This window comes from Curtobacterium sp. VKM Ac-2861 (assembly GCF_013204965.1).
Taxonomy (GTDB): Bacteria; Actinomycetota; Actinomycetes; order Actinomycetales; family Microbacteriaceae; genus Curtobacterium.
In genome coordinates this window covers 836,864-856,843 of sequence record NZ_JABMLA010000001.1, presented here as the reverse complement: position 1 = coordinate 856,843, position 19,980 = coordinate 836,864, and the positions used below count along the sequence as shown (strand labels likewise).

At 69.8% G+C, this 19,980-nt stretch carries 21 protein-coding genes; 20 read left to right on the top strand and 1 reads right to left on the bottom strand.

Annotated elements, in window-relative coordinates:
• The first annotated feature begins 22 nt into the window (after positions 1-22).
• From thrC to prmC, 5 genes are all read left to right on the top strand, one after another.
• Positions 23-1,102 carry a threonine synthase gene (gene thrC / locus HQQ88_RS03875; protein ID WP_123294272.1) on the top strand — a complete coding sequence of 360 codons (1,080 nt, stop codon included), beginning with the start codon at positions 23-25 and terminating at the stop codon, positions 1,100-1,102.
• Positions 1,103-1,203: 101 nt separating this feature from the next.
• A complete protein-coding gene (thrB, locus tag HQQ88_RS03870; protein ID WP_173168655.1) occupies positions 1,204-2,145 on the top strand; it encodes a homoserine kinase in 942 nt (313 codons plus the stop codon).
• 182 nt (positions 2,146-2,327) lie between these two features.
• Positions 2,328-4,607 carry a transcription termination factor Rho gene (gene rho / locus HQQ88_RS03865; RefSeq protein ID WP_173168654.1) on the top strand — a complete coding sequence of 760 codons (2,280 nt, stop codon included), beginning with the start codon at positions 2,328-2,330 and terminating at the stop codon, positions 4,605-4,607.
• A gap of 3 nt (positions 4,608-4,610) precedes the next feature.
• The gene (gene prfA, locus HQQ88_RS03860) at positions 4,611-5,693 is read left to right on the top strand and encodes a peptide chain release factor 1 (protein ID WP_111083862.1); all 1,083 of its coding nucleotides are present in this window, start codon (positions 4,611-4,613) and stop codon (positions 5,691-5,693) included.
• Between the two features lie 28 nt (positions 5,694-5,721).
• On the top strand, positions 5,722-6,594 hold the full coding sequence (gene prmC / locus HQQ88_RS03855; protein WP_132100274.1) for a peptide chain release factor N(5)-glutamine methyltransferase: 873 nt from the start codon (positions 5,722-5,724) through the stop codon (positions 6,592-6,594).
• A 162-nt stretch (positions 6,595-6,756) separates the two neighbouring features.
• Here prmC and HQQ88_RS20070 read toward each other — a convergent pair whose 3' ends face one another.
• On the bottom strand, positions 6,757-7,407 hold the full coding sequence (locus tag HQQ88_RS20070) for an HAD family phosphatase (protein WP_173168653.1): 651 nt from the start codon (positions 7,405-7,407) through the stop codon (positions 6,757-6,759).
• A gap of 37 nt (positions 7,408-7,444) precedes the next feature.
• Here HQQ88_RS20070 and HQQ88_RS03845 point away from each other — a divergent pair, with 37 nt between their 5' ends.
• From HQQ88_RS03845 to HQQ88_RS03780, 15 genes are all read left to right on the top strand, one after another.
• Positions 7,445-8,119 (top strand): L-threonylcarbamoyladenylate synthase, encoded by a 675-nt coding sequence (locus tag HQQ88_RS03845; RefSeq protein WP_123312393.1) that lies wholly within the window; start codon positions 7,445-7,447, stop codon positions 8,117-8,119.
• Positions 8,116-9,342 (top strand): MraY family glycosyltransferase, encoded by a 1,227-nt coding sequence (locus HQQ88_RS03840; RefSeq protein ID WP_111083866.1) that lies wholly within the window; start codon positions 8,116-8,118, stop codon positions 9,340-9,342. Before HQQ88_RS03845 ends, HQQ88_RS03840 begins: the two co-directional genes overlap by 4 nt.
• Positions 9,339-9,830, top strand: a complete 492-nt coding sequence (locus tag HQQ88_RS03835) for a hypothetical protein (protein ID WP_173168652.1) — start codon at positions 9,339-9,341, stop codon at positions 9,828-9,830. The genes HQQ88_RS03840 and HQQ88_RS03835 overlap by 4 nt, the downstream gene beginning before the upstream one ends.
• Before the next feature lie 155 nt (positions 9,831-9,985).
• Positions 9,986-10,798 (top strand): F0F1 ATP synthase subunit A, encoded by an 813-nt coding sequence (gene atpB, locus HQQ88_RS03830; RefSeq protein ID WP_111084153.1) that lies wholly within the window; start codon positions 9,986-9,988, stop codon positions 10,796-10,798.
• A 61-nt stretch (positions 10,799-10,859) separates the two neighbouring features.
• Positions 10,860-11,096: an ATP synthase F0 subunit C gene (gene atpE, locus HQQ88_RS03825; protein ID WP_027465781.1), complete on the top strand. Its 237-nt coding sequence runs from the start codon at positions 10,860-10,862 to the stop codon at positions 11,094-11,096.
• Positions 11,097-11,105: 9 nt separating this feature from the next.
• A complete protein-coding gene (locus HQQ88_RS03820; protein ID WP_123294280.1) occupies positions 11,106-11,660 on the top strand; it encodes a F0F1 ATP synthase subunit B in 555 nt (184 codons plus the stop codon).
• Positions 11,661-11,662: 2 nt separating this feature from the next.
• Positions 11,663-12,457, top strand: a complete 795-nt coding sequence (locus tag HQQ88_RS03815) for a F0F1 ATP synthase subunit delta (protein WP_123294281.1) — start codon at positions 11,663-11,665, stop codon at positions 12,455-12,457.
• Positions 12,458-12,564: 107 nt separating this feature from the next.
• Entirely contained in the window at positions 12,565-14,193 is a 1,629-nt protein-coding gene (gene atpA / locus HQQ88_RS03810; RefSeq protein ID WP_123339745.1) for a F0F1 ATP synthase subunit alpha, read from the top strand.
• Complete coding sequence (locus HQQ88_RS03805; RefSeq protein WP_123339744.1) at positions 14,194-15,096, top strand: F0F1 ATP synthase subunit gamma; 903 nt, start codon at positions 14,194-14,196, stop codon at positions 15,094-15,096.
• A 47-nt stretch (positions 15,097-15,143) separates the two neighbouring features.
• Positions 15,144-16,598 (top strand): F0F1 ATP synthase subunit beta, encoded by a 1,455-nt coding sequence (gene atpD / locus HQQ88_RS03800; protein WP_173168651.1) that lies wholly within the window; start codon positions 15,144-15,146, stop codon positions 16,596-16,598.
• 1 nt (position 16,599) lies between these two features.
• Positions 16,600-16,863 carry a F0F1 ATP synthase subunit epsilon gene (locus tag HQQ88_RS03795; RefSeq protein ID WP_017885743.1) on the top strand — a complete coding sequence of 88 codons (264 nt, stop codon included), beginning with the start codon at positions 16,600-16,602 and terminating at the stop codon, positions 16,861-16,863.
• On the top strand, positions 16,860-17,630 hold the full coding sequence (locus HQQ88_RS03790) for a YaaA family protein (RefSeq protein ID WP_367916977.1): 771 nt from the start codon (positions 16,860-16,862) through the stop codon (positions 17,628-17,630). Before HQQ88_RS03795 ends, HQQ88_RS03790 begins: the two co-directional genes overlap by 4 nt.
• Positions 17,631-17,734: 104 nt before the next feature.
• Positions 17,735-18,313 (top strand): hypothetical protein, encoded by a 579-nt coding sequence (locus HQQ88_RS19360; RefSeq protein WP_254066827.1) that lies wholly within the window; start codon positions 17,735-17,737, stop codon positions 18,311-18,313.
• A 52-nt stretch (positions 18,314-18,365) separates the two neighbouring features.
• Positions 18,366-19,115 carry an FHA domain-containing protein gene (locus HQQ88_RS19355; protein WP_367916972.1) on the top strand — a complete coding sequence of 250 codons (750 nt, stop codon included), beginning with the start codon at positions 18,366-18,368 and terminating at the stop codon, positions 19,113-19,115.
• 3 nt (positions 19,116-19,118) lie between these two features.
• Positions 19,119-19,940, top strand: coding sequence for a PP2C family serine/threonine-protein phosphatase (locus tag HQQ88_RS03780; protein ID WP_123294286.1), 822 nt, complete (start codon positions 19,119-19,121; stop codon positions 19,938-19,940).
• Positions 19,941-19,980: the final 40 nt, after the last annotated feature.

Below are 19,980 nucleotides of genomic sequence, written 5' to 3'. Positions count from 1 at the left end.
ACCGGACAGAGAGAGAAGCCTGATGGCCCACCAGTGGCAGGGAGTCCTGCGCGAGTACGCCGACCGACTCGACGTGACCGAGGCGACGCCGATCGTCACGCTCGGCGAGGGCGGCACGCCCCTCATCCCGGCTCGTCGGCTCTCCGAGCGCACCGGCGCCGAGGTCTACGTCAAGTTCGAGGGCATGAACCCGACCGGGTCCTTCAAGGACCGCGGCATGACGATGGCGATCTCGAAGGCCGTCGAGCACGGCGCGAAGGCCGTCATCTGCGCCTCGACCGGCAACACCAGCGCCTCGGCCGCCGCGTACGCCACGCACGCCGGCATCACCGCCGCGGTGCTCGTGCCCGAGGGCAAGATCGCGATGGGCAAGCTCAGCCAGGCCGTCGCCCACGACGCCCAGCTGCTGCAGGTCCAGGGCAACTTCGACGACTGCCTCGACATCGCCCGCGACCTGGCGGCGAACTACCCGGTGCACCTCGTCAACTCGGTCAACAACGACCGCATCGAGGGCCAGAAGACCGCTGCGTTCGAGGTCGTCGACGTCCTCGGTGACGCCCCGGACTTCCACTTCCTGCCGGTCGGCAACGCGGGCAACTACACCGCGTACTCCCGTGGCTACCGCGAGGACGTGGCCGCCGGTCGCACGACGAAGCTCCCGCGCATGTTCGGGTTCCAGGCCGCCGGTTCCGCACCGATCGTCCGTGGCGAGGTCGTCAAGAACCCCGACACCATCGCCTCCGCGATCCGCATCGGCAACCCGGCCTCGTGGCAGTTCGCCCTCGAGGCCCGCGACGAGACCGACGGCTACTTCGGCGCCATCTCGGACGAGGCCATCCTCGCCGCGCACCACATCCTGTCGGCCGAGGTCGGCGTCTTCGTCGAGCCCGCTTCGGCCATCGGTGTCGCCGGGCTGCTCGAGCGCGCCGACGCCGGCGTCGTGCCGAAGGGCGCGAAGGTCGTCATCACCGTCACCGGCCACGGCCTGAAGGACCCGCAGTGGGCCCTGCGCACCGAGGACGGCAGCGAGGTCACCCCGACGAGCGTGCCGGTCGACACCAAGTCGATCGCGGACGTGCTCGGACTGGTCGCGGCGCAGTGAGCCCCGACCGCTCGTCCGGACCGGGGGAGGGCGTCACCGCCCGCAGTGCTGTACCGGCCGGACGGGCGGTCCACGCTGTGCCCGCCGGGCGGGCGGCCCACGTGTTGCCCGCCGGACGGGCCGTGCGCGTCCGCGTGCCGGCGACGTCCGCGAACCTCGGCCCGGGGTTCGACTCGCTCGGTCTCGCGCTCTCGCTGTACGACGAGGTCGTCGTCCGGATCCGCCCGGAAGCCGGCGCCACCGTCACGGTGCAGGGCGTCGGTGCCGGCGAGGTCGCCACCGACGACACGAACCTGGTCGTGCGCGCCGTCCGCCGCGGCCTCGAGCACGCCGGTGTCGACCAGCCCGGCCTCGAGCTGCACGCCACGAACGCGATCCCGCACGGCCGCGGGCTCGGTTCCTCGGCGGCCGCGATCGTCGCCGGCCTGATGGCGGCCCGCGGGCTGCTCGAGGGCATCGTCGACCTGGACGCCTCGACCCTGCTCAGCCTGGCCACCGAGATGGAGGGGCACCCGGACAACGTCGCCCCCGCACTCTTCGGTGGGCTCACCATCGCGTGGATGACGGCCGAGGGACCCGCGTACAAGCGGCTCCTGGTGCACCGCGGCGTCGCACCGGTCGTGTTCGTGCCGACGTCCACGCTGTCGACGAAGCTCGCCCGATCCCTGCAGCCCGAGAACGTCCCGCACGCCGACGCCGCGTTCAACGTCTCCCGTTCCGCGCTGCTCGTCGCCGCGCTCATCCAGAGCCCCGAGCTCCTGCTCGCCGCGACCGAGGACCGCCTGCACCAGGCGTACCGGGCCAGCGCAATGCCGGAGACCGACGCGCTGATCGGACTGCTCCGGCAGCACGGCCTCGCGGCCGTCGTGTCGGGGGCGGGACCGAGCCTGCTCGTGCTCGGCAGCGACCCGGCACAACGGCTCACGGCCGCGGATCTCGTCGCCCGACACGGGGAATCCGACTGGCGCGCGCTCATGCTGGCCGTCGATCTCGGTGGTGCTACAGTGGTGGCGCACTCGGCGCTCGAAGCCGAACCCGCGTAACCGCACGGTATGCCCGTCCTCAAGGACAGCGCCTGCGACGTCGCAGGGTCCGGCGCGCGGGTGTGCATCTCTTTCTGATCACCGAATCCCGGTCCGTCGTCTGAACGGCGGTCGATGCATACCCGTGCATCCGGGACGGTGGAAACTCTCCGCGTTCTGCGGTTCGAAAGGAAACACCGACCTTGACCGACAACAACTCCACCCCGGTGGAGATCCCCAGCGACCTGCGCGCCCTCCGCCTGCCGGAACTCCAGCGCATCGCCTCCTCGCTCGGCATCACCGGGCTCTCGAAGCTCCGCAAGGGCGACCTCATCGCCTCCATCGAGGACAAGCGCCCCGTCACGGACGACGTCCCCGCCGCGGCAGCGCCCGCCACGACCCCCGCCGCGGCGCCGGTGACCGAGCAGCCGACGCTGCCGGAGCCCGCAGCCGAGGCACCGACCGCTCCGGTCGCCGACCCCGAGGCACCCGCCGTCGAGTCCGAGCCGGCCGCGCCGTCGCGTGCCCGCCGTTCGCGCCGCGCGTCGTCCGGTGGCACCGTGAACGCCGGCCCGACCTCGGCCGCCGAGCACACCAACGCCGGCCACACCGGCACCGAGGACCTGCTCGCTGGCCTCGACCAGGTGCGTGCCGAGAAGGACGCCCAGGAAGCCGCCCAGACGCAGACCGGTGGGCAGCGTCGCGGCCGCGGCCAGCGCGGTGCCGACCAGCAGGCCCAGCAGCCGAACGAGTCGGCCGACCAGCAGACGCCGACCTCGGCACCTGCCCAGACCGACCAGCAGGCCCGCACCGAGCAGCAGGCGCGGACCGAGCAGCAGAGCACCGACGGCGAGTCGCAGGACCAGTCCGGTGCCGCCGACTCCGGCGAGCAGCACGACCAGAACGACCAGAACGGCGAGGGCGGTTCGCGTCGCGGCCGTCGCAGCCGTGGTCGCGGTCGTGGCCGTGGGCAGAACGCCGAGAACGGCGAGCAGAACGGCGAGCAGCAGGACGGCCAGCAGCACCAGCAGGGCGGCCAGCAGAAGCAGAACGGCGGCGACCAGCAGAAGCAGGCCGACGCCAAGCAGGCCGACGCGAAGCAGGGCGACGCCAAGCAGCGAGACGCGAAGCAGGACGACCGCGCCGAGCAGAAGCAGCAGGCGGCGAACCAGCAGAAGCAGAACGGTCAGCAGAAGCAGGGCCAGCAGGCCCAGCAGAACGCCGACGACACCGAGGGCGGCCGCAGCCGTCGCCAGCGTGACCGCAAGCGCGGCCGTGGCGGCCAGAACGACGACTTCGAGCCCGAGGTCACCGAGGACGACGTCCTGATCCCGATCGCGGGCATCCTCGACGTCCTCGACAACTACGCGTTCGTCCGCACCACCGGTTACCTGCCCGGACCGAACGACGTCTACGTCTCCCTCGGCCAGGTGAAGAAGTACCACCTGCGCAAGGGCGACGCCGTCGTCGGTTCGATCAAGCAGCCCCGTGACAACGAGCAGCAGAGCCGTCAGAAGTACAACGCGCTCGTGACCGTCGACTCGGTCAACGGCCAGACCGCCGAAGAAGCAGCGGCCCGTGTCGACTTCTCGGACCTCACCCCGCTGTACCCGAACGAGCGCCTGCGTCTCGAGACGGAGCCGGGCAAGCTGAGCACCCGCATCATCGACCTCGTGTCGCCGATCGGCAAGGGCCAGCGTGGCCTCATCGTCTCGCCGCCCAAGGCCGGCAAGACCGTGGTGCTGCAGGCCATCGCGAACGCCGTCGCGAAGAACAACCCCGAGGCGCACCTCATGGTCGTCCTCGTCGACGAGCGGCCCGAAGAGGTCACCGACATGCAGCGCACGGTGAAGGGTGAGGTCATCGCCTCGACCTTCGACCGTCCGGCCGAGGACCACACCACGGTCGCCGAGCTCGCCATCGAGCGTGCGAAGCGCCTGGTGGAGCTGGGCCACGACGTCGTGCTGCTGCTCGACTCGATCACCCGTCTGGGCCGTGCCTACAACCTGTCGACCCCGGCGTCGGGCCGCGTGCTCTCCGGTGGCGTCGACTCGGCGGCGCTCTACCCGCCGAAGCGCTTCTTCGGTGCGGCGCGCAACATCGAGGACGGCGGCTCGCTGACCATCCTCGCCACCGCGCTCGTCGAGACCGGTTCCAAGATGGACGAGGTCATCTTCGAGGAGTTCAAGGGCACCGGCAACATGGAGCTCCGCCTGAACCGTCACCTGGCGGACAAGCGGATCTTCCCGGCCGTCGATGTCAACGCCTCCGGTACCCGTCGCGAGGAGCAGCTGCTCTCCGCCGACGAGGTCAAGATCACCTGGCGTCTGCGCCGAGCCCTCGCCGGGCTCGACCCGCAGCAGGCCCTCGAGATCGTGCTGCGGAACCTCAAGGAGACGCAGTCGAACGTCGAGTTCCTGGTGCAGGTGCAGAAGTCGGTCCCGACGACCGGCGGCGCTCACCACAACGGTCACCAGGAGTAACGCGTGTTCGAGTCGGTGGCAGGGCTGCTGGCGGAACACGAGGACCTGACGCAGCAGCTGTCGGACCCCGCGCTCCACGCCGATGCGGCCCGGGCGAAGAAGGTGAACCGGCGCTACGCCGAGCTCAACCAGATCAAGTCCGCGTACGAGTCCTGGCAGGCGGCGGGGGACGACCTCGCCGCCGCCCAGGAGCTCGCGCGTGAGGACTCGGCGTTCGCGGACGAGGTCCCCGGGCTCGAGGAGCAGTTGGCGGAGCGCCAGGAGCGTCTCCGCCGGCTGCTCATCCCGCGCGACCCCGACGACGGGCGCGACGTGATCATGGAGATCAAGGGCGGCGAGGGCGGCGAGGAATCGGCGCTGTTCGCGGCCGACCTCCTGCGCATGTACTCGCACTACGCCGAGACCAAGGGCTGGAAGGTCGAACTCCTCGAGCGCACCGAGTCCGACCTGGGTGGCTACAAGGACGTCCAGGTCGCGATCAAGTCGAACACGACCGACCCGTCGCAGGGCGTCTGGGCGCACCTGAAGTACGAGGGCGGCGTGCACCGTGTGCAGCGCGTGCCGCAGACCGAGTCGCAGGGGCGCATCCACACCTCGACGACCGGCGTGCTGGTGTTCCCCGAGGTCGACGAGCCCGAAGAGGTCGCGATCAACCAGAACGACCTGAAGATCGACGTGTACCGGTCCTCCGGTCCCGGCGGGCAGTCCGTCAACACGACGGACTCCGCGGTCCGCATCACCCACCTGCCCACGGGCATCACGGTGGCGATGCAGAACGAGAAGTCGCAGCTGCAGAACCGTGAGGCCGGCATGCGCGTGCTCCGCGCACGCATCCTCGCGCGGCAGCAGGAGGAGCTCGACGCGATCGCCTCGGACGCGCGCAAGTCGCAGATCCGCGGGATGGACCGTTCGGAGCGCATCCGGACGTACAACTTCCCGGAGAACCGGATCGCGGACCACCGCACCGGCTACAAGGCGTACGACCTGGACCGCGTCATGAACGGTGCGCTCGAGCCCGTCGTCCAATCCGCCATCCAGGCGGACGAAGAGGCACGTCTGGCCGCCATCGGCGACCAGGACGCGTAACCGCTCACCCCGCCTGGAGGCCCGGCTCGTGTCCGACACGCCCCTCACGTTCGCCGCGGATCGCCTGCTCGAGCAGGCGGCCGCGGCGCTCGTCGCGTCCGGCGTCCCGACGCCCCAGGTCGACGCCGAGCTGCTGCTCGCGTGGGCGACCGACACCTCGCGCGGTGCGGTACAGGCCCGCGCGATGACCGGCGGCGCGATCGCTCCGGAGCACGTCGAGCGCTTCCGGCACGCGATCGCCCGACGGAGCACCCGCGAGCCGCTGCAGCACATCACCGGGCAGGCGTACTTCCGAGCGCTGACCCTGGCGGTCGGACCCGGCGTGTTCGTGCCCCGTCCCGAGACCGAGGGCGTCGTGCAGTTCGGCATCGACGCGCTCCGAGCCGTCGCGGTGCCGGCGCCGATCGCTGTCGACCTCGGCTCCGGCAGCGGTGCGATCGCCATCGCCATGGACACCGAGGTGCCGAACGCCGTCGTGTACGCCGTCGAACGGTCGCCCGAGGCCCTGCCCTGGACTCGCCGGAACACCGACGCCCACGGCGGCACGGTGCGACTCGTCGAGGGCGACCTCGCCGACGCGCTGCCCGAACTCGACGGCACCGTGTCCGTCGTGGTGTCGAACCCGCCGTACGTGCCGGACGACGCGATCCCGATCGACCCCGAGGTCCGCGACCACGACCCCGCGATGGCGCTGTACGGCGGACCGGACGGCCTCGACGCCGTGCGCGCCCTGGCCGAGACGGCGTGGCGGTTGCTCGTGCCCGGCGGGGTGCTCGTCATCGAGCACGCCGAGCCGCAGGGCGCCGGCGTCCGCGAGGTCCTGGCGCGTCGGGGGTTCCGGACCCCGGAGACGCACGTCGACCTGACGGGTCGCGACCGCACGACCACCGCGACCCGGTAGGCGGACGCACCCCGGGCCTCCCGGTCGTGTGGCGTGCTTGGCGTTACCGAGCTGTCTGTCGTGCCGTGCGTTGCCGTACCGAGCGGAAACGGGCGTACCTGGCCGTTCAGAACGACCAGGTACGCCTGTTGCTTGTTGCCATCGCGAACGTGATGGGAAGGATCAGGCGACGGGGGAGGCCTCGCGCTGCTGCGCGACGAAGGCGCGGACGTGCTCGCGCAGGTCGGTGTCGCGCTCGACCAGGACCGCGTGGATGCCGACGCTCCGGGCACCCGCGATGTTCTCCGGCATGTCGTCGGCGAAGAAGGTGCGTTCGGCGGGCACGCCGTGGTGCTCCATCGCGCGGAGGAAGACCTCGGGCTCGGGCTTGCGGGCGCCGAAGTTGCTCGACGTGTCCAGGTGCTCGCCGAACAGCCCCGGCAGTGACGGCGCCCACTGGTGGATCCACCGCCCCGCGAGCGGCCCGTTGTTGGTGAGCAGGCCGACACGCCCGTGCTCGCTCGCGATCCGGACGGCCTCGATGCGTTCCGGCAGCTCGGTCATCGCGGAACCGCGGATGCGCGCCCACTCGGACTCGGGGACATCGCACTCCATCGCCCGCTCGAACGCGGCGAGGTACTCGTCGCCGTCTGCGAAGTCGCCGGCCTCGGCACGCATCTCGTGGCCGCAGTCCCACCAGCGGCGTCGGAGCTCCTCGAACTCGTGTCCGGTGAACTCGGAGAGTGCGGCCATCCGCACCTGCCAGTCGTACCGGACCAGGACGTCGTCCATGTCGAAGAGGAACAGGAGGTGGGGCGCAGGGGTCTCGTTCACGATGTCCTCCATTGTGTCGCACTATCATCGTCGAGTCATGGCATCCCGATACGACTGCACCGACTCCGACGGGCTCCTGACCGGGATGCGGCTCGCACGTGCCGCCCTCGGGCGCGGAGACCTCGTCGTCGTCCCCACCGACACCGTCTACGGCCTCGCCGCGGACGCCTTCAACGCGGCCGCCGTCCAGCGGCTGCTCGACGCGAAGGGCCGGACGCGGCAGTCGCCGCCGCCGGTGTTGATCCCCGGCCCGCCGACGCTCGACGCGCTTGCGAGCGACGTGCCGCAGCAGGTGCGCGACCTCGTCGCCGAGTTCTGGCCCGGCGGCCTGACCGTGATCCTGCGCGCGCAGCCGTCGCTCGACTGGGACCTCGGCGAGACGCGGGGCACGGTCGCCCTGCGGATGCCGGACTCGCGGATCGCGCTCGAGCTCCTGCAAGAGGTCGGTCCGCTCGCGGTCTCGTCCGCGAACTCGACCGGCGACCCGGCCGCGATGGACGTCGACGCCGCGGAGCGGATGCTCGGCGACAGCGTCGCCGTGTACCTGGACGGCGGCGCGATCGGGGAGCACGAGGGCTTCGAGGCCTCCACCGGGTCGACGATCGTCGACGCGACGGGGCTGTCGGACGGCGGGAAGCTCCGCATCGTCCGGCACGGGGTGATCTCCGACGACGAGATCACCCGGGTCGTCGGAGCCGACCTCGTCGGATGAAGTACTACCTGCTGGCGGGGGCGATCGCCGCGGTCGTGAGCTTCCTGGTCAGCGTGCTGGTGTGGAAACTCGGGCTGAAGTACAAGTGGTACCCCCAGGTCCGCGAGCGCGACGTGCACCGCACGCCGACTCCGCGCCTCGGCGGGATCGCGATGTACATCGGCGTCATCGTGTCGCTGTTGGCGGCGTGGTTCCTGTTCCCGTCGATCGCGGGGACCGACTACTTCCGGCTCGTGTTCTCCGAACCCGGGCGCGTGCTGGCGGTGCTCGGGGGCGCGACGATCATCGTGGTCCTGGGCGTCGCGGACGACATCTGGGACCTCGACTGGATGACGAAGCTCGCGGGGCAGATCATCGCCGCGGGCATCCTCGCCTGGCAGGGCGTCGCGATCGTGTCGCTGCCGATCGGCAACACGCTGGGGGTCGGCTCGTCCTACATGAGCCTGATCTTCACGGTGCTGGCGGTGGTGCTCGTGATGAACGCGGTGAACTTCATCGACGGACTCGACGGCCTGGTCGCCGGGGTCGCGATCATCGCCGGCGGGGTGTTCTTCCTCTACACGTTCTTCATCAACCGCGTGGTCGTGCAGACCGAGTTCTTCTTCAACCTGCCGTCACTGCTGACGGCGGTGCTCGTCGGCTCCTGCTTCGGGTTCCTCATCCTGAACTGGCACCCCGCGAAGCTGTTCATGGGCGACGCAGGAGCGCTGCTCGTCGGCTTCCTGATGGCCACCAGCGCCGTGTCGGTCACGGGCAACATCGACCCCGCAGCGGTGCAGACACGCCAGGCGCTGCTGCCGGCGTTCATCCCGATCCTGCTGCCCTTCGCGATCCTGATCGTGCCGATCCTGGACTTCGGCCTGGCGGTCACCCGGCGGCTCAGCGCTGGCAAGTCACCGTTCTCGGCCGACCGCAAGCACCTGCACCACCGTCTGCTCGACATGGGGCACTCGCACTTCCACGCCGTCCTGATCTTCTACGCGTGGACCGCCACCGTCGCGGTCGGGTGCCTGCTGTTCCTGTTCGTGGACTGGTACTGGGTGGTCGCCTTCGTCGCGGTCGGCTTCACCGTGTGCGCCGTCGCCACGTTCGCGCCGCTCGGCCGGAAGCGCACCGAGATCGCCGCCCAGACCGCCAACCGTTCCGCCGCCGTGGTGGACGCCAGCCTCGACCCGCTCGACCGGGCCGCCAACGACCGCACGATCCCAGGAGACATCACGTGACCGCACCGAACGCGCTCGACCACGTCCGGCCGGTGTTCCGCCGCATCATCACGTGGGGCGCCGTGCTCGCGGTCGCCCTGGCGATCGTCGGGGGAGTCGTGGGGCTGCTCGTCGCCGACACTCCCGGGCTCGTCGGCGGCCTGCTCGGAGCCGTGCTCAGCGTGGTGTTCCTCGGCCTCACCGCGGTCAGTGTCCTCGTCGCGCTACGAGTGTCCAAGGGGCAGATGATCTCGGGTGCCTTCTTCGGCATCGTGATGGGCACCTGGCTGCTCAAGTTCGTCGTGTTCATCGTGCTGCTGGTGGCACTGAAGGACCGTACCTGGGTGGACTTCCCGGTGCTCGCGATCGTGATCATCGCGGGGGTCGTCGGGTCCCTGGTCATCGACGTCGTCGCGGTGGCGAAGGCCCGCATCCCGATCGGCGTGCAGCTGCCCGGTGACGGGTCGGGTGGCTCCGCGGACGCTGAGAACCCGACCCCCCGCAACTGAGAAGCCGGGAAGCCTCTCGCACCTGATAGGCTTCTCGGAGTCCGCCACCGGAGCCTTTCGCTCGGAGCGGGCAAGCCTCCACAACGTCCACCATCGCGTGCCATGATGTGCGCGCGCCGACACAGGAGACAGCGCTGCTATCCCACGCTCTTCCCCTGTCCCTCTCTGCTGCGGTTGACACCGTTGCGGCGGGGAGCAGCAAGGCCGCCGAGTTCCATGGTCCGTCGATCAACGAGTTCTTCCCGGATGCGATCTTCTTCGCAGGGACGCCGTTCGAGATCGATCGGGTCGTCCTCATCCGCTTCTTCGCCGTCGCCGTGCTCCTGGTGTTCGCCTTCGTGGGAACCCGCGCGCTGAAGCTCGTCCCGAACCGCGGTCAGGCGTTCATCGAGTACGCGTTCGACGTCGTTCGTCGCAACACCTTCGACAACCTCGGAGAGAAGGACGGCAAGCGATTCCTGCCGCTCCTGGCGACGATCTTCTTCGGCGTGCTGTTCATGAACCTGACCGGTCTGATCCCGGGCATGAACCTCGCCGGCACCAGTCGCATCGCGATGCCGATGATCCTCGCGATCGTCGCCTACGTCGCGTTCATCTACGCCGGCCTCCGCAAGCACCCGGGCACGTTCCTCCGGAACTCGCTCTTCCCGCCCGGGGTGCCGTGGTTCCTCTACATCATCGTGACGCCGATCGAGCTCGTCTCGACCTTCGTGCTCCGTCCGGTGACGCTCACCCTGCGACTCCTGATGAACATGGTCGTCGGGCACCTGCTGCTCGTCCTGTTCTTCTCGGCGACGCAGTTCTTCTTCTTCGACGCTTCGCTCGGCTTCAAGGCCTTCGGTGTCGGGACCCTCGCGTTCGGCATCGCGTTCAGCTTCTTCGAGATCCTCGTCGCGCTGCTGCAGGCCTACGTCTTCATGCTCCTCACCGCCGTCTACATCCAGCTGGCGCTGGCTGACGAGCACTGATTCCTCACTGACCCCCTACGGGACCGGCAACCGTCGGACCCGCACCTCGAAAGGAAAACACGTGGACGCAACGACCGTTCTCGCGGAGATCAACGGCAACATCGCGACGGTTGGCTACGGCCTCGCTGCGATCGGCCCGGCCATCGGTGTCGGCATCGTCGTCGGCAAGACGATCGAGTCCGTCGCCCGCCAGCCCGAGCTCCAGGGCCGCCTGACGACCCTCATGTACATCGGTATCGCCTTCACCGAGGCCCTGGCCTTCATCGGCATCGCCACGTACTTCATCTTCACCAACTAAGGTTCCTCGATGCACAACGCACTCATCATCGCGGCGGAGGAGACGCACAACCCCCTCATTCCGCCGGTGTACGACATCGTGTGGTCCGCGGTGGCCTTCGTCATCATCTTCCTGGTGATGTGGCGTGTCGTCACGCCGCGCATCACGAAGATGCTCGATGAGCGCACTGAGGCCATCGAGGGTGGCATCAAGAAGGCAGAGGCTGCTCAGGAGCAGGCCGCTGCTGCGCTCGACGAGTACAACAAGCAGCTCGCCGACGCCCGCTCCGAGGCGTCCCGCATCCGTGAGCAGGCCCGCGCCGACGCCACGGCGATCGGCAACGAGGTCCGCGAGCAGGCAGCGGCCGATGCAGCACGCATCACGGCCAACGCCCAGGCGCAGATCGAAGCCGAGCGTCAGAGCGCCGTCCAGTCCCTCCGGTCCGAGGTGGGCACCCTTGCCCTCGACCTCGCGTCCGGTGTGATCGGCGAATCGCTCAAGGACGACGCCAAGTCGTCGGCAGTCGTCGACCGCTTCCTCGCCGACCTCGAGGCCTCGCAGGCCACGAAGACGGGGGAGCACTGAGCATGCGCAGCGCTACCAGAGAAGCACTCGCGTCCACCAGGGCGGTGCTCTCGGACCTCGGTTCGAGCGCCGACCTGGCCGTGGGTGCCGAGATCCTCGCCTCCGGGCGTGCGATCGCCGGTGCGCCGCAGCTGCTCGGGCTGCTGTCCGACCCGACGGCCGACCCGGCCGGCAAGAAGGTCCTCATCGACCGCGTCTTCGCCGGTCAGTCGCACGCGACTCGTGCGGTCCTGACCGCGGTGGCCGGCTCGCGCTGGTCCTCGCACCAGGACCTGCTCGCCGGCATCGAGGACGCGGGCATCCGCGCCGTCGCCGCCACCGCGGGTACCGACTCGCCGATCGAGTCCGAGCTGTTCGCCTTCGAGACCGCTGTCCGTTCGGACGCCGGCCTCGAGCTGGCACTCGGCACGAAGCTCGGCAGCGCGGCGCAGAAGGGCGCGCTCGTCGAGCGGCTCCTCGGCCCCAAGGCGTCGCAGCAGACCGTGACGATCGTCTCCGCGCTCGTGCAGCAGCCTCGCGGCCGCCGCATCGGTGAACTCGTCCGCGATGCCTCGCGCATCGTGGCCGAGCAGGACGGCAAGCTCGTCGCGACCGTGGTCACCGCCACGGCACTCACGACCGCCCAGTCGGCACGCGTTGCACGCGGGCTGGCCGAGCGCTACGGCAAGGACATCAGCATCAACCAGGTCGTCGACCCCACGGTCGTCGGCGGGGTCCGGGTGCAGATCGGCGGCGACGTCATCGACGGCACCGTGTCCACGCGGCTCTCGGAGCTCCGGCTCCAGCTCGCCGGCTAGGCGTACGGTCGAAGCCGCTCCTCCCAAGTCCACAACGGGAACTGCCGAGTCCGGCAGCGTCACCCTCTCGGAGCCGAAGGGCCCCGGAAAACCACAAGGAAAATCCCATGGCAGACATCACCATCAGCCCCGATGAGATCCGTGATGCCCTGAAGGACTTCGTCTCGAACTACGAGCCGACGAAGGCCTCCACGGCCGAGGTCGGGCACGTCACCGACGCCGGCGACGGCATCGCGCACGTCGAGGGCCTCCCCGGCGTCATGGCCAACGAGCTCATCCGCTTCGCGGACGGCACGCTCGGCCTCGCGCAGAACCTCGATGAAGACTCGATCGGTGCCATCGTGCTCGGCGAGTTCGCCGGCATCGAAGAGGGCATGGAGGTCACCCGCACGGGTGAGGTCCTCTCCGCCCCCGTCGGCGACGCCTTCCTCGGCCGTGTCGTCGACCCGCTCGGCGCCCCGATCGACGGTCTCGGCGAGATCGCTGCAGAGGGCCGTCGCGCCCTCGAGCTCCAGGCTCCCGGCGTCATGGCCCGCAAGTCGGTCCACCAGCCGCTGCAGACCGGCATCAAGGCCATCGACGCGATGATCCCCGTCGGCCGCGGTCAGCGTCAGCTGATCATCGGCGACCGCCAGACCGGCAAGACGGCCATCGCGATCGACACGATCATCAACCAGAAGGCCAACTGGGAGTCCGGCGACGAGGACAAGCAGGTCCGCTGCATCTACGTCGCCATCGGTCAGAAGGGTTCCACGATCGCCTCCGTCAAGGGTGCGCTCGAGGACGCCGGCGCGATGGAGTACACCACCATCGTCGCCGCCCCGGCGTCCGACCCGGCCGGCTTCAAGTACCTCGCCCCGTACACCGGCTCGGCCATCGGCCAGCACTGGATGTACTCCGGCAAGCACGTCCTCATCATCTTCGACGACCTGTCGAAGCAGGCCGAGGCCTACCGCGCCGTGTCGCTCCTCCTGCGTCGTCCGCCGGGGCGCGAGGCGTACCCGGGTGACGTCTTCTACCTGCACTCCCGTCTGCTGGAGCGTTGCGCGAAGCTGTCCGACGAGCTCGGCGCCGGTTCGATGACGGGTCTCCCGATCATCGAGACCAAGGCGAACGACGTCTCGGCGTACATCCCGACCAACGTCATCTCCATCACCGACGGCCAGATCTTCCTGCAGTCGGACCTCTTCAACGCGAACCAGCGTCCGGCCGTCGACGTGGGCATCTCGGTGTCCCGCGTCGGTGGTGACGCCCAGGTGAAGTCGATCAAGAAGGTCTCCGGCACGCTGAAGCTCGAGCTGGCGCAGTACCGCTCCCTCGAGGCGTTCGCGATGTTCGCGTCCGACCTCGACCAGGCGTCGCGTCGTCAGCTGGACCGTGGTGCCCGTCTGACCGAGCTCCTCAAGCAGCCGCAGTACTCGCCGTACCCGGTCGAGGAGCAGGTCGTCTCGATCTGGGCCGGCACCAACGGCAAGCTCGACACCGTCCCGGTGCCGGACGTGCTGCGCTTCGAGTCCGAACTGCTCGACCACCTGCGTCGCAACTCCGAGGTCCTCACGACCCTGCGCGAGACGAACCAGCTCAGCGACGAGACCGTCGCCGAGATGTCGAAGCAGATCGACGAGTTCACGAAGAGCTTCCAGACGAGCGACGGCAAGACCCTCGGCTCCGAGCAGTTCGACGCGGCAGACTCCGAGGACGTCGACCAGGAGCAGATCGTCAAGGGTCGTCGCTAGATGGCAGCGCAGGTCCGGGTCTACCGACAGCGAATCAAGTCCGCGAAGACCACGAAGAAGGTCACTCGCGCGATGGAACTGATCTCGGCGTCGCGGATCCAGAAGGCGCAGGCCCGCATGGCTGCGTCCGGCCCGTACTCGCGAGCCGTGACGCGTGCGGTGTCGGCCGTGGCGACGTTCTCGAACGTCGACCACGTGCTGACCACCGAGCCGGAGTCCTCGACCCGTGCGGCCGTGGTGCTCTTCACCTCGGACCGCGGCCTGAACGGCGCGTTCAGCACGAACGTCCTCAAGCAGGGCGAGGAGCTCGCCTCCCTGCTCCGCAGCGAGGGCAAGGACGTCGTCTACTACCTGGTCGGCCGCAAGTCCGTCGGGTACTTCGCGTTCCGTGAGCGCGCGTCGGAGCAGCAGTGGGTCGGCAACACCGACCAGCCCGAGTTCTCGACGGCCAAGGAGATCGGCGACGCCGTCGTGGCGAAGTTCCTCCAGGACACCGCAGAGGGCGGCGTGGACGAGATCCACATCGTGTTCAACCGGTTCCTCAGCATGGCGACGCAGGAGCCGCAGGTCGTTCGCCTGCTGCCCCTCGAGGTCGTCGAAGGCGTCGAGGAGCCCGAGGGCAACGAGCCCCTGCCGCTCTACGAGTTCGAGCCGGACGCCGATGCGGTGCTCGACTCGCTGCTCCCGGTCTACATCGAGAGCCGCATCTTCAACGCCATGCTGCAGTCGGCTGCTTCCGAGCACGCCGCGCGTCAGAAGGCGATGAAGGCGGCCAGCGACAACGCGGACTCGCTGATCCGTGACTTCACCCGACTCGCGAACAACGCGCGTCAGGCGGAGATCACGCAGCAGATCTCCGAGATCGTCGGCGGCGCCGACGCGCTCTCGTCGAAGAAGAAGTAGTCCGCGTCGTTCGCGGACAGATACCCACCCTCAGGAAGGCACCAGCCATGACCGACACCGCAACCACCGCGGTCGAGACGTCGTCGGCGCCCGGTGTCGGCCGGATCGCCCGTGTCACGGGTCCCGTCGTCGACATCGAGTTCCCCCACGACGCAATCCCGGAGATGTACAACCTCCTGTTCACGACCATCACCATCGGTGACTCGTCGCAGGAGATCGGCCTCGAGGTCGCCCAGCACCTGGGCGACGACCTGGTCCGTGCCATCTCCCTGAAGCCGACCGACGGCCTGGTCCGTGGCCAGGAGGTCCGTGACTCGGGCGCTCCGATCTCGGTCCCCGTCGGCGACGTCACCAAGGGCAAGGTCTTCGACGTCCTCGGGAACGTGCTCAACACGGACGAGAAGCTCGAGATCACCGAGCGCTGGCCGATCCACCGCAAGGCCCCGGCCTTCGACCAGCTCGAGTCGAAGACCTCGATGTTCGAGACCGGCATCAAGTCCATCGACCTCCTCACCCCGTACGTGCAGGGTGGCAAGATCGGCCTCTTCGGTGGTGCGGGCGTCGGCAAGACGGTCCTCATCCAGGAGATGATCCAGCGCGTTGCGCAGGACCACGGCGGTGTGTCGGTGTTCGCCGGTGTCGGTGAGCGCACCCGTGAGGGCAACGACCTCATCGGTGAGATGGAAGAGGCGGGGGTCTTCGACAAGACGGCCCTCGTGTTCGGCCAGATGGACGAGCCGCCGGGAACGCGTCTCCGCGTGGCCCTGTCGGCGCTGACGATGGCGGAGTACTTCCGCGACGTCCAGAAGCAGGACGTGCTCCTCTTCATCGACAACATCTTCCGCTTCACGCAGGCCGGCTCCGAGGTCTCGACGCTGCTCGGTCGCATGCCGTCCGCCGTGGGCTACCAGCCCAACCTCGCCGACGAGATGGGTGTGCTCCAGGAGCGCATCACCTCGACGCGTGGTCACTCGATCACCTCGCTGCAGGCGATCTACGTGCCGGCTGACGACTACACCGACCCGGCTCCGGCCACCACGTTCGCGCACCTCGACGCGACCACCGAGCTCTCGCGTGAGATTGCGTCGCAGGGTCTGTACCCCGCGATCGACCCGCTGACCTCGACGTCGCGGATCATGGACCCGCGGTACCTGGGCGCCGACCACTACGAGACGGCCACGCGCGTCAAGCAGATCCTCCAGAAGAACAAGGAACTGCAGGAGATCATCGCCATCCTCGGTGTCGACGAGCTCTCCGAAGAGGACAAGATCACGGTCGAGCGCGCTCGTCGTATCCAGCAGTTCCTCTCGCAGAACACGTACATGGCGAAGAAGTTCACGGGCGTCGAGGGCTCCACGGTGCCGCTCAAGGACACCATCGAGTCCTTCCGCGCCATCGCCGACGGCGAGTTCGACCACGTTGCGACGCAGGCGTTCTTCAACGTCGGTGGCATCAACGACGTGGAAGAGAAGTGGGCACGGATCCAGAAGGAGAACCGCTGACATGGCGGGTCTCAACGTGAGCGTCGTCTCGGCCGACCGTGAGGTCTGGTCGGGCGACACCACCATGGTCGTCGCACGCACGACAGAGGGCCAGATCGGCATCCTCGCGGGACACGAGCCGATGCTCGCGATCCTCGCGCAGGGTCAGGTCCGCATCACGCGGGCCGATGGGTCGACCGTCGCGGTCGATGCCGAAGACGGCTTCCTGTCGGTCGAGCACGACACGGTGACGATCGTCGCGCGGCAGGCCGCGCTGGCGTCCTGACCGGACTGACCGTCCTCCTCCCGCCTTCGGAGACGAAGCGGGAGGGTGGGGACACGAGCCGCACGCTCGATCTGCGTGCACTCTCGTTCCCGGAACTGGCCGAAGAGCGGGCCGCGGTGATCACCGCGGCCCGCTCTGTCAGTTCCGGGGAGTCCTCGGCCAGGACGGCTCTGAAGCTCGGCCCGAAGTCGATCGCCGAACGGTTCCGCAATCTCGAACTCGACACGTCGGGCACGATGCCGGCGATCGAGCGCTACACGGGGGTGCTCTACGACCCCCTCGGCGCGCAGACCGCCGACGCGTCGACGCGGGCGTGGTGGCACGACCACGTGGTCGTGCAGTCGGCCATGTTCGGACCGATCGGTGCTGGTGACCCGATCCCGGCGTACCGCCTGTCGCACGACTCCCGGCTCGGGACGGTCCGATTGGCGTCGCACTGGCCTGCGGCCTCGTCCCGGGTCCTGGCCGATCGGGCGGACGGCCTGGTGCTCGACCTCCGGTCCGAGGGCTACCGCCAGCTCGGTCCCGTCCCGGAGGCGGTCGCCCCGCGCGTCGTGAGCATCGACGGCTCCGGTCGGCGGCGGGCGTTGAACCACTGGAACAAGACGGCGAAGGGCCGACTCGTCGCGCTGCTCGCGCGCACCGGAGCGGTCGTCGCGACCATGGACGACCTGGTCGACTGGGCCGCCGCGAACGGCGTCGTGGTCGAACGCAGCGACTCCGGCTGGGACCTGGTCGCCGAGAGCCTGGAGCCCGTCACCGTCTGACCATCGCCCCGGTCCGTCCTCCACAGGTCGGGCCGGGGCGCTGCTGTCCACAGGTGGTCGGTTCGTGCCTGACTGGAGGCCCGGATCACGCTTCGATGGCGTGCATGATCCCCTTGACGGCACACACCCCCGACCACACCGCAGTCCGGTTCCCTCGCGAGATCGCGGCGGCGGTCACCCTCCCGGCAGCGGCCGCAGCGCTGGTCACGTCCGGCGTCGGCGCTGGCTCCCGCGTCGGCGCGATCGCGATCGTCACCGCCTGCGGTGCGCTGTCGACCCGCATGGCGCTCATGCCGTTCCTGGCCGCCCGGGACCAGCCGGATCCGCGGGCCATCCGGGGGTTCGACCCGTTCGACGACCCGACGCCGCCGGCGTTGCACGGCCTCGGGCCGGAACCGGACCGTGCTCGTCTGCGTACGGCCGGCGACCGGTGTGCCGAGGCCTGGCGGGTCTGGCGCGCCGAGGGTGGTCAGGCGGACAGTACGGCCGGAGCCGCCGGTGCGCTCGCACTCGGGGCCTGGTGTGCGTGGGCGCTCGGGTCGTCGGCCCGCGCCGAGACACGGGCGCGCTACGCCCTCGAGACCCGTGCCGACGACCCACTCGCCGGGCTGGTCCTGCGGTCGGTCCTGGCCGGCAGCGCGCCGAGGTGGGCCGGACCCCGTCGTGACCGGCACCGATCGTGACCGGCGCGGGCGGCCGTCGGTGCGGTGCGACGGGTCGACCGGATCGTCTACGGTGGAGGACACCACATCCGAAGGGCTCCGGTTGCGCGACGACGACATCGAGGACACCGTCATCCGGCGACCCCGCGGTGCCGGGGGCGGCGATCGCTTCGACGACGTGCTCGGTGACACCGTCATCCGGCCGCGCACGGAGCCGTCCGAACCGGTCGGTGACCGGGCCGACGACGGAGCCGACGACCCTGCCGACGACGGAGCCGACCCGGAGGACACGGTCGTCCGCGCCCGTGTCCGGAGCGCCGCCGGACCGAGCGTGCCCGCCGGAGCCGCCACGGGCCTCCCGTCCGTCCCTGCCGCGCCCGCGGCGCGCGTGCCGTCGATCCGCATCGGCGACCGCACCTTCCGACTGGACCACCCGGTCGTCATCGGACGGCGTCCGTCGCTGCCGCGGATCACCAGTGGCCCCGAACCGGAGCTCGTGACGGTGCGGTCCGCCAACGGGCAGGTGTCGTCCTCGCACGTCCGCATCCACGCCGAGGGCGAAGCCGTCGTGGTGCAGGACCTGCGGTCCACGAACGGAACCGTCGTCCGACCGGCCGGCGCGCCGGTGTACCGCATGGCATCGGGTGCGTCGATCGTCGCGCTGACGGGTACGGTAGTCGAGGTCGGTGACGGCAACGCCATCGAGGTCCTCTCGCCGTACCTCCGGGTCGCACCGACGGCGGACGGGTTCCCACCGGTTCCCCCGTGGCCCACCGACCAGACAGCACACGGCACGCCCCGAACCCCCAGAGAGCGATCCTGAAACGTGACCGAACTCGGCCGAGCAGCGACTGCGCACGCCATCGACGTCCCCGGTGCCGACGGCGCCACCCTGACGCTCTCGTGGGGAGCCGCGACCGACGTCGGTCGTCGCCGTGACCACAACGAGGACAGCTACATCGTCGGGGCGCCGTTCTTCGTCGTCGCCGACGGCATGGGCGGACACCTCGCGGGCGACCGAGCGAGCGACGCCGTCGTCCGTCGACTCGAGCAGGTGACGCAGGAGCCCTTCACCACGCGGCAGGGCATCCAGCGGGCGCTGCTGCTCGCCACGGCCGACATCGAGCGCGCAGCCGGCGGCAACGCGATCGGAGCGGGCACGACCGTCACCGGCATCGCCCTGGTCGCGTCACTCGGGCAGCCGGCGGCCCTCGTCTTCAACGTCGGCGACTCCCGGACCTACCGGATCGAGGACGGCGTGCTGCGCCGCGTCACCGTGGACCACTCCGTGGTGCAGGAGATGGTCGACGCCGGGCTGCTGCGGGCCGAGGACGCCGAACAGCACCCGGACAGCAACGTCATCACCCGCGCGGTCGGGTTCGGCGAACCGCCGGCGCCCGACTGGTGGACCCTGCCGCTCCGCGCGGGCGACCGGTACATCGTCTGCTCCGACGGCCTGACGAAGGAGCTCGGCGACGCCGGCATCGCGCGCATCGCGGCGCGGGAAGCCGGTGCGCAGGGACTCGCCGAACGCCTCGTCGGCGACGCGGTCGTCGCCGGGGGCCGCGACAACGTCACCGTCGTGGTGCTCCAGGTCGACGCCGCCCCGGACGACGGCGACCTCGAGGACACCCTGCCGCGGCACTGACCGTCGGCACAGGACCCCCCCGAACTGGGGGAGTGCGCCC

What these genes read in the sequence shown, in the direction of transcription:
- atpA (WP_123339745.1), top strand. Translation starts at nt 12,565, where the DNA reads ATGGCAGACATCACCATCAGCCCCGATGAGATCCGTGATGCCCTGAAG.
- thrC (WP_123294272.1), top strand. Translation starts at nt 23, where the DNA reads ATGGCCCACCAGTGGCAGGGAGTCCTGCGCGAGTACGCCGACCGACTC.
- HQQ88_RS19360 (WP_254066827.1), top strand. Translation starts at nt 17,735, where the DNA reads ATGATCCCCTTGACGGCACACACCCCCGACCACACCGCAGTCCGGTTC.
- HQQ88_RS03815 (WP_123294281.1), top strand. Translation starts at nt 11,663, where the DNA reads ATGCGCAGCGCTACCAGAGAAGCACTCGCGTCCACCAGGGCGGTGCTC.
- HQQ88_RS03840 (WP_111083866.1), top strand. Translation starts at nt 8,116, where the DNA reads ATGAAGTACTACCTGCTGGCGGGGGCGATCGCCGCGGTCGTGAGCTTC.
- HQQ88_RS03805 (WP_123339744.1), top strand. Translation starts at nt 14,194, where the DNA reads ATGGCAGCGCAGGTCCGGGTCTACCGACAGCGAATCAAGTCCGCGAAG.
- atpD (WP_173168651.1), top strand. Translation starts at nt 15,144, where the DNA reads ATGACCGACACCGCAACCACCGCGGTCGAGACGTCGTCGGCGCCCGGT.
- HQQ88_RS03795 (WP_017885743.1), top strand. Translation starts at nt 16,600, where the DNA reads ATGGCGGGTCTCAACGTGAGCGTCGTCTCGGCCGACCGTGAGGTCTGG.
- HQQ88_RS03845 (WP_123312393.1), top strand. Translation starts at nt 7,445, where the DNA reads ATGGCATCCCGATACGACTGCACCGACTCCGACGGGCTCCTGACCGGG.
- HQQ88_RS03820 (WP_123294280.1), top strand. Translation starts at nt 11,106, where the DNA reads ATGCACAACGCACTCATCATCGCGGCGGAGGAGACGCACAACCCCCTC.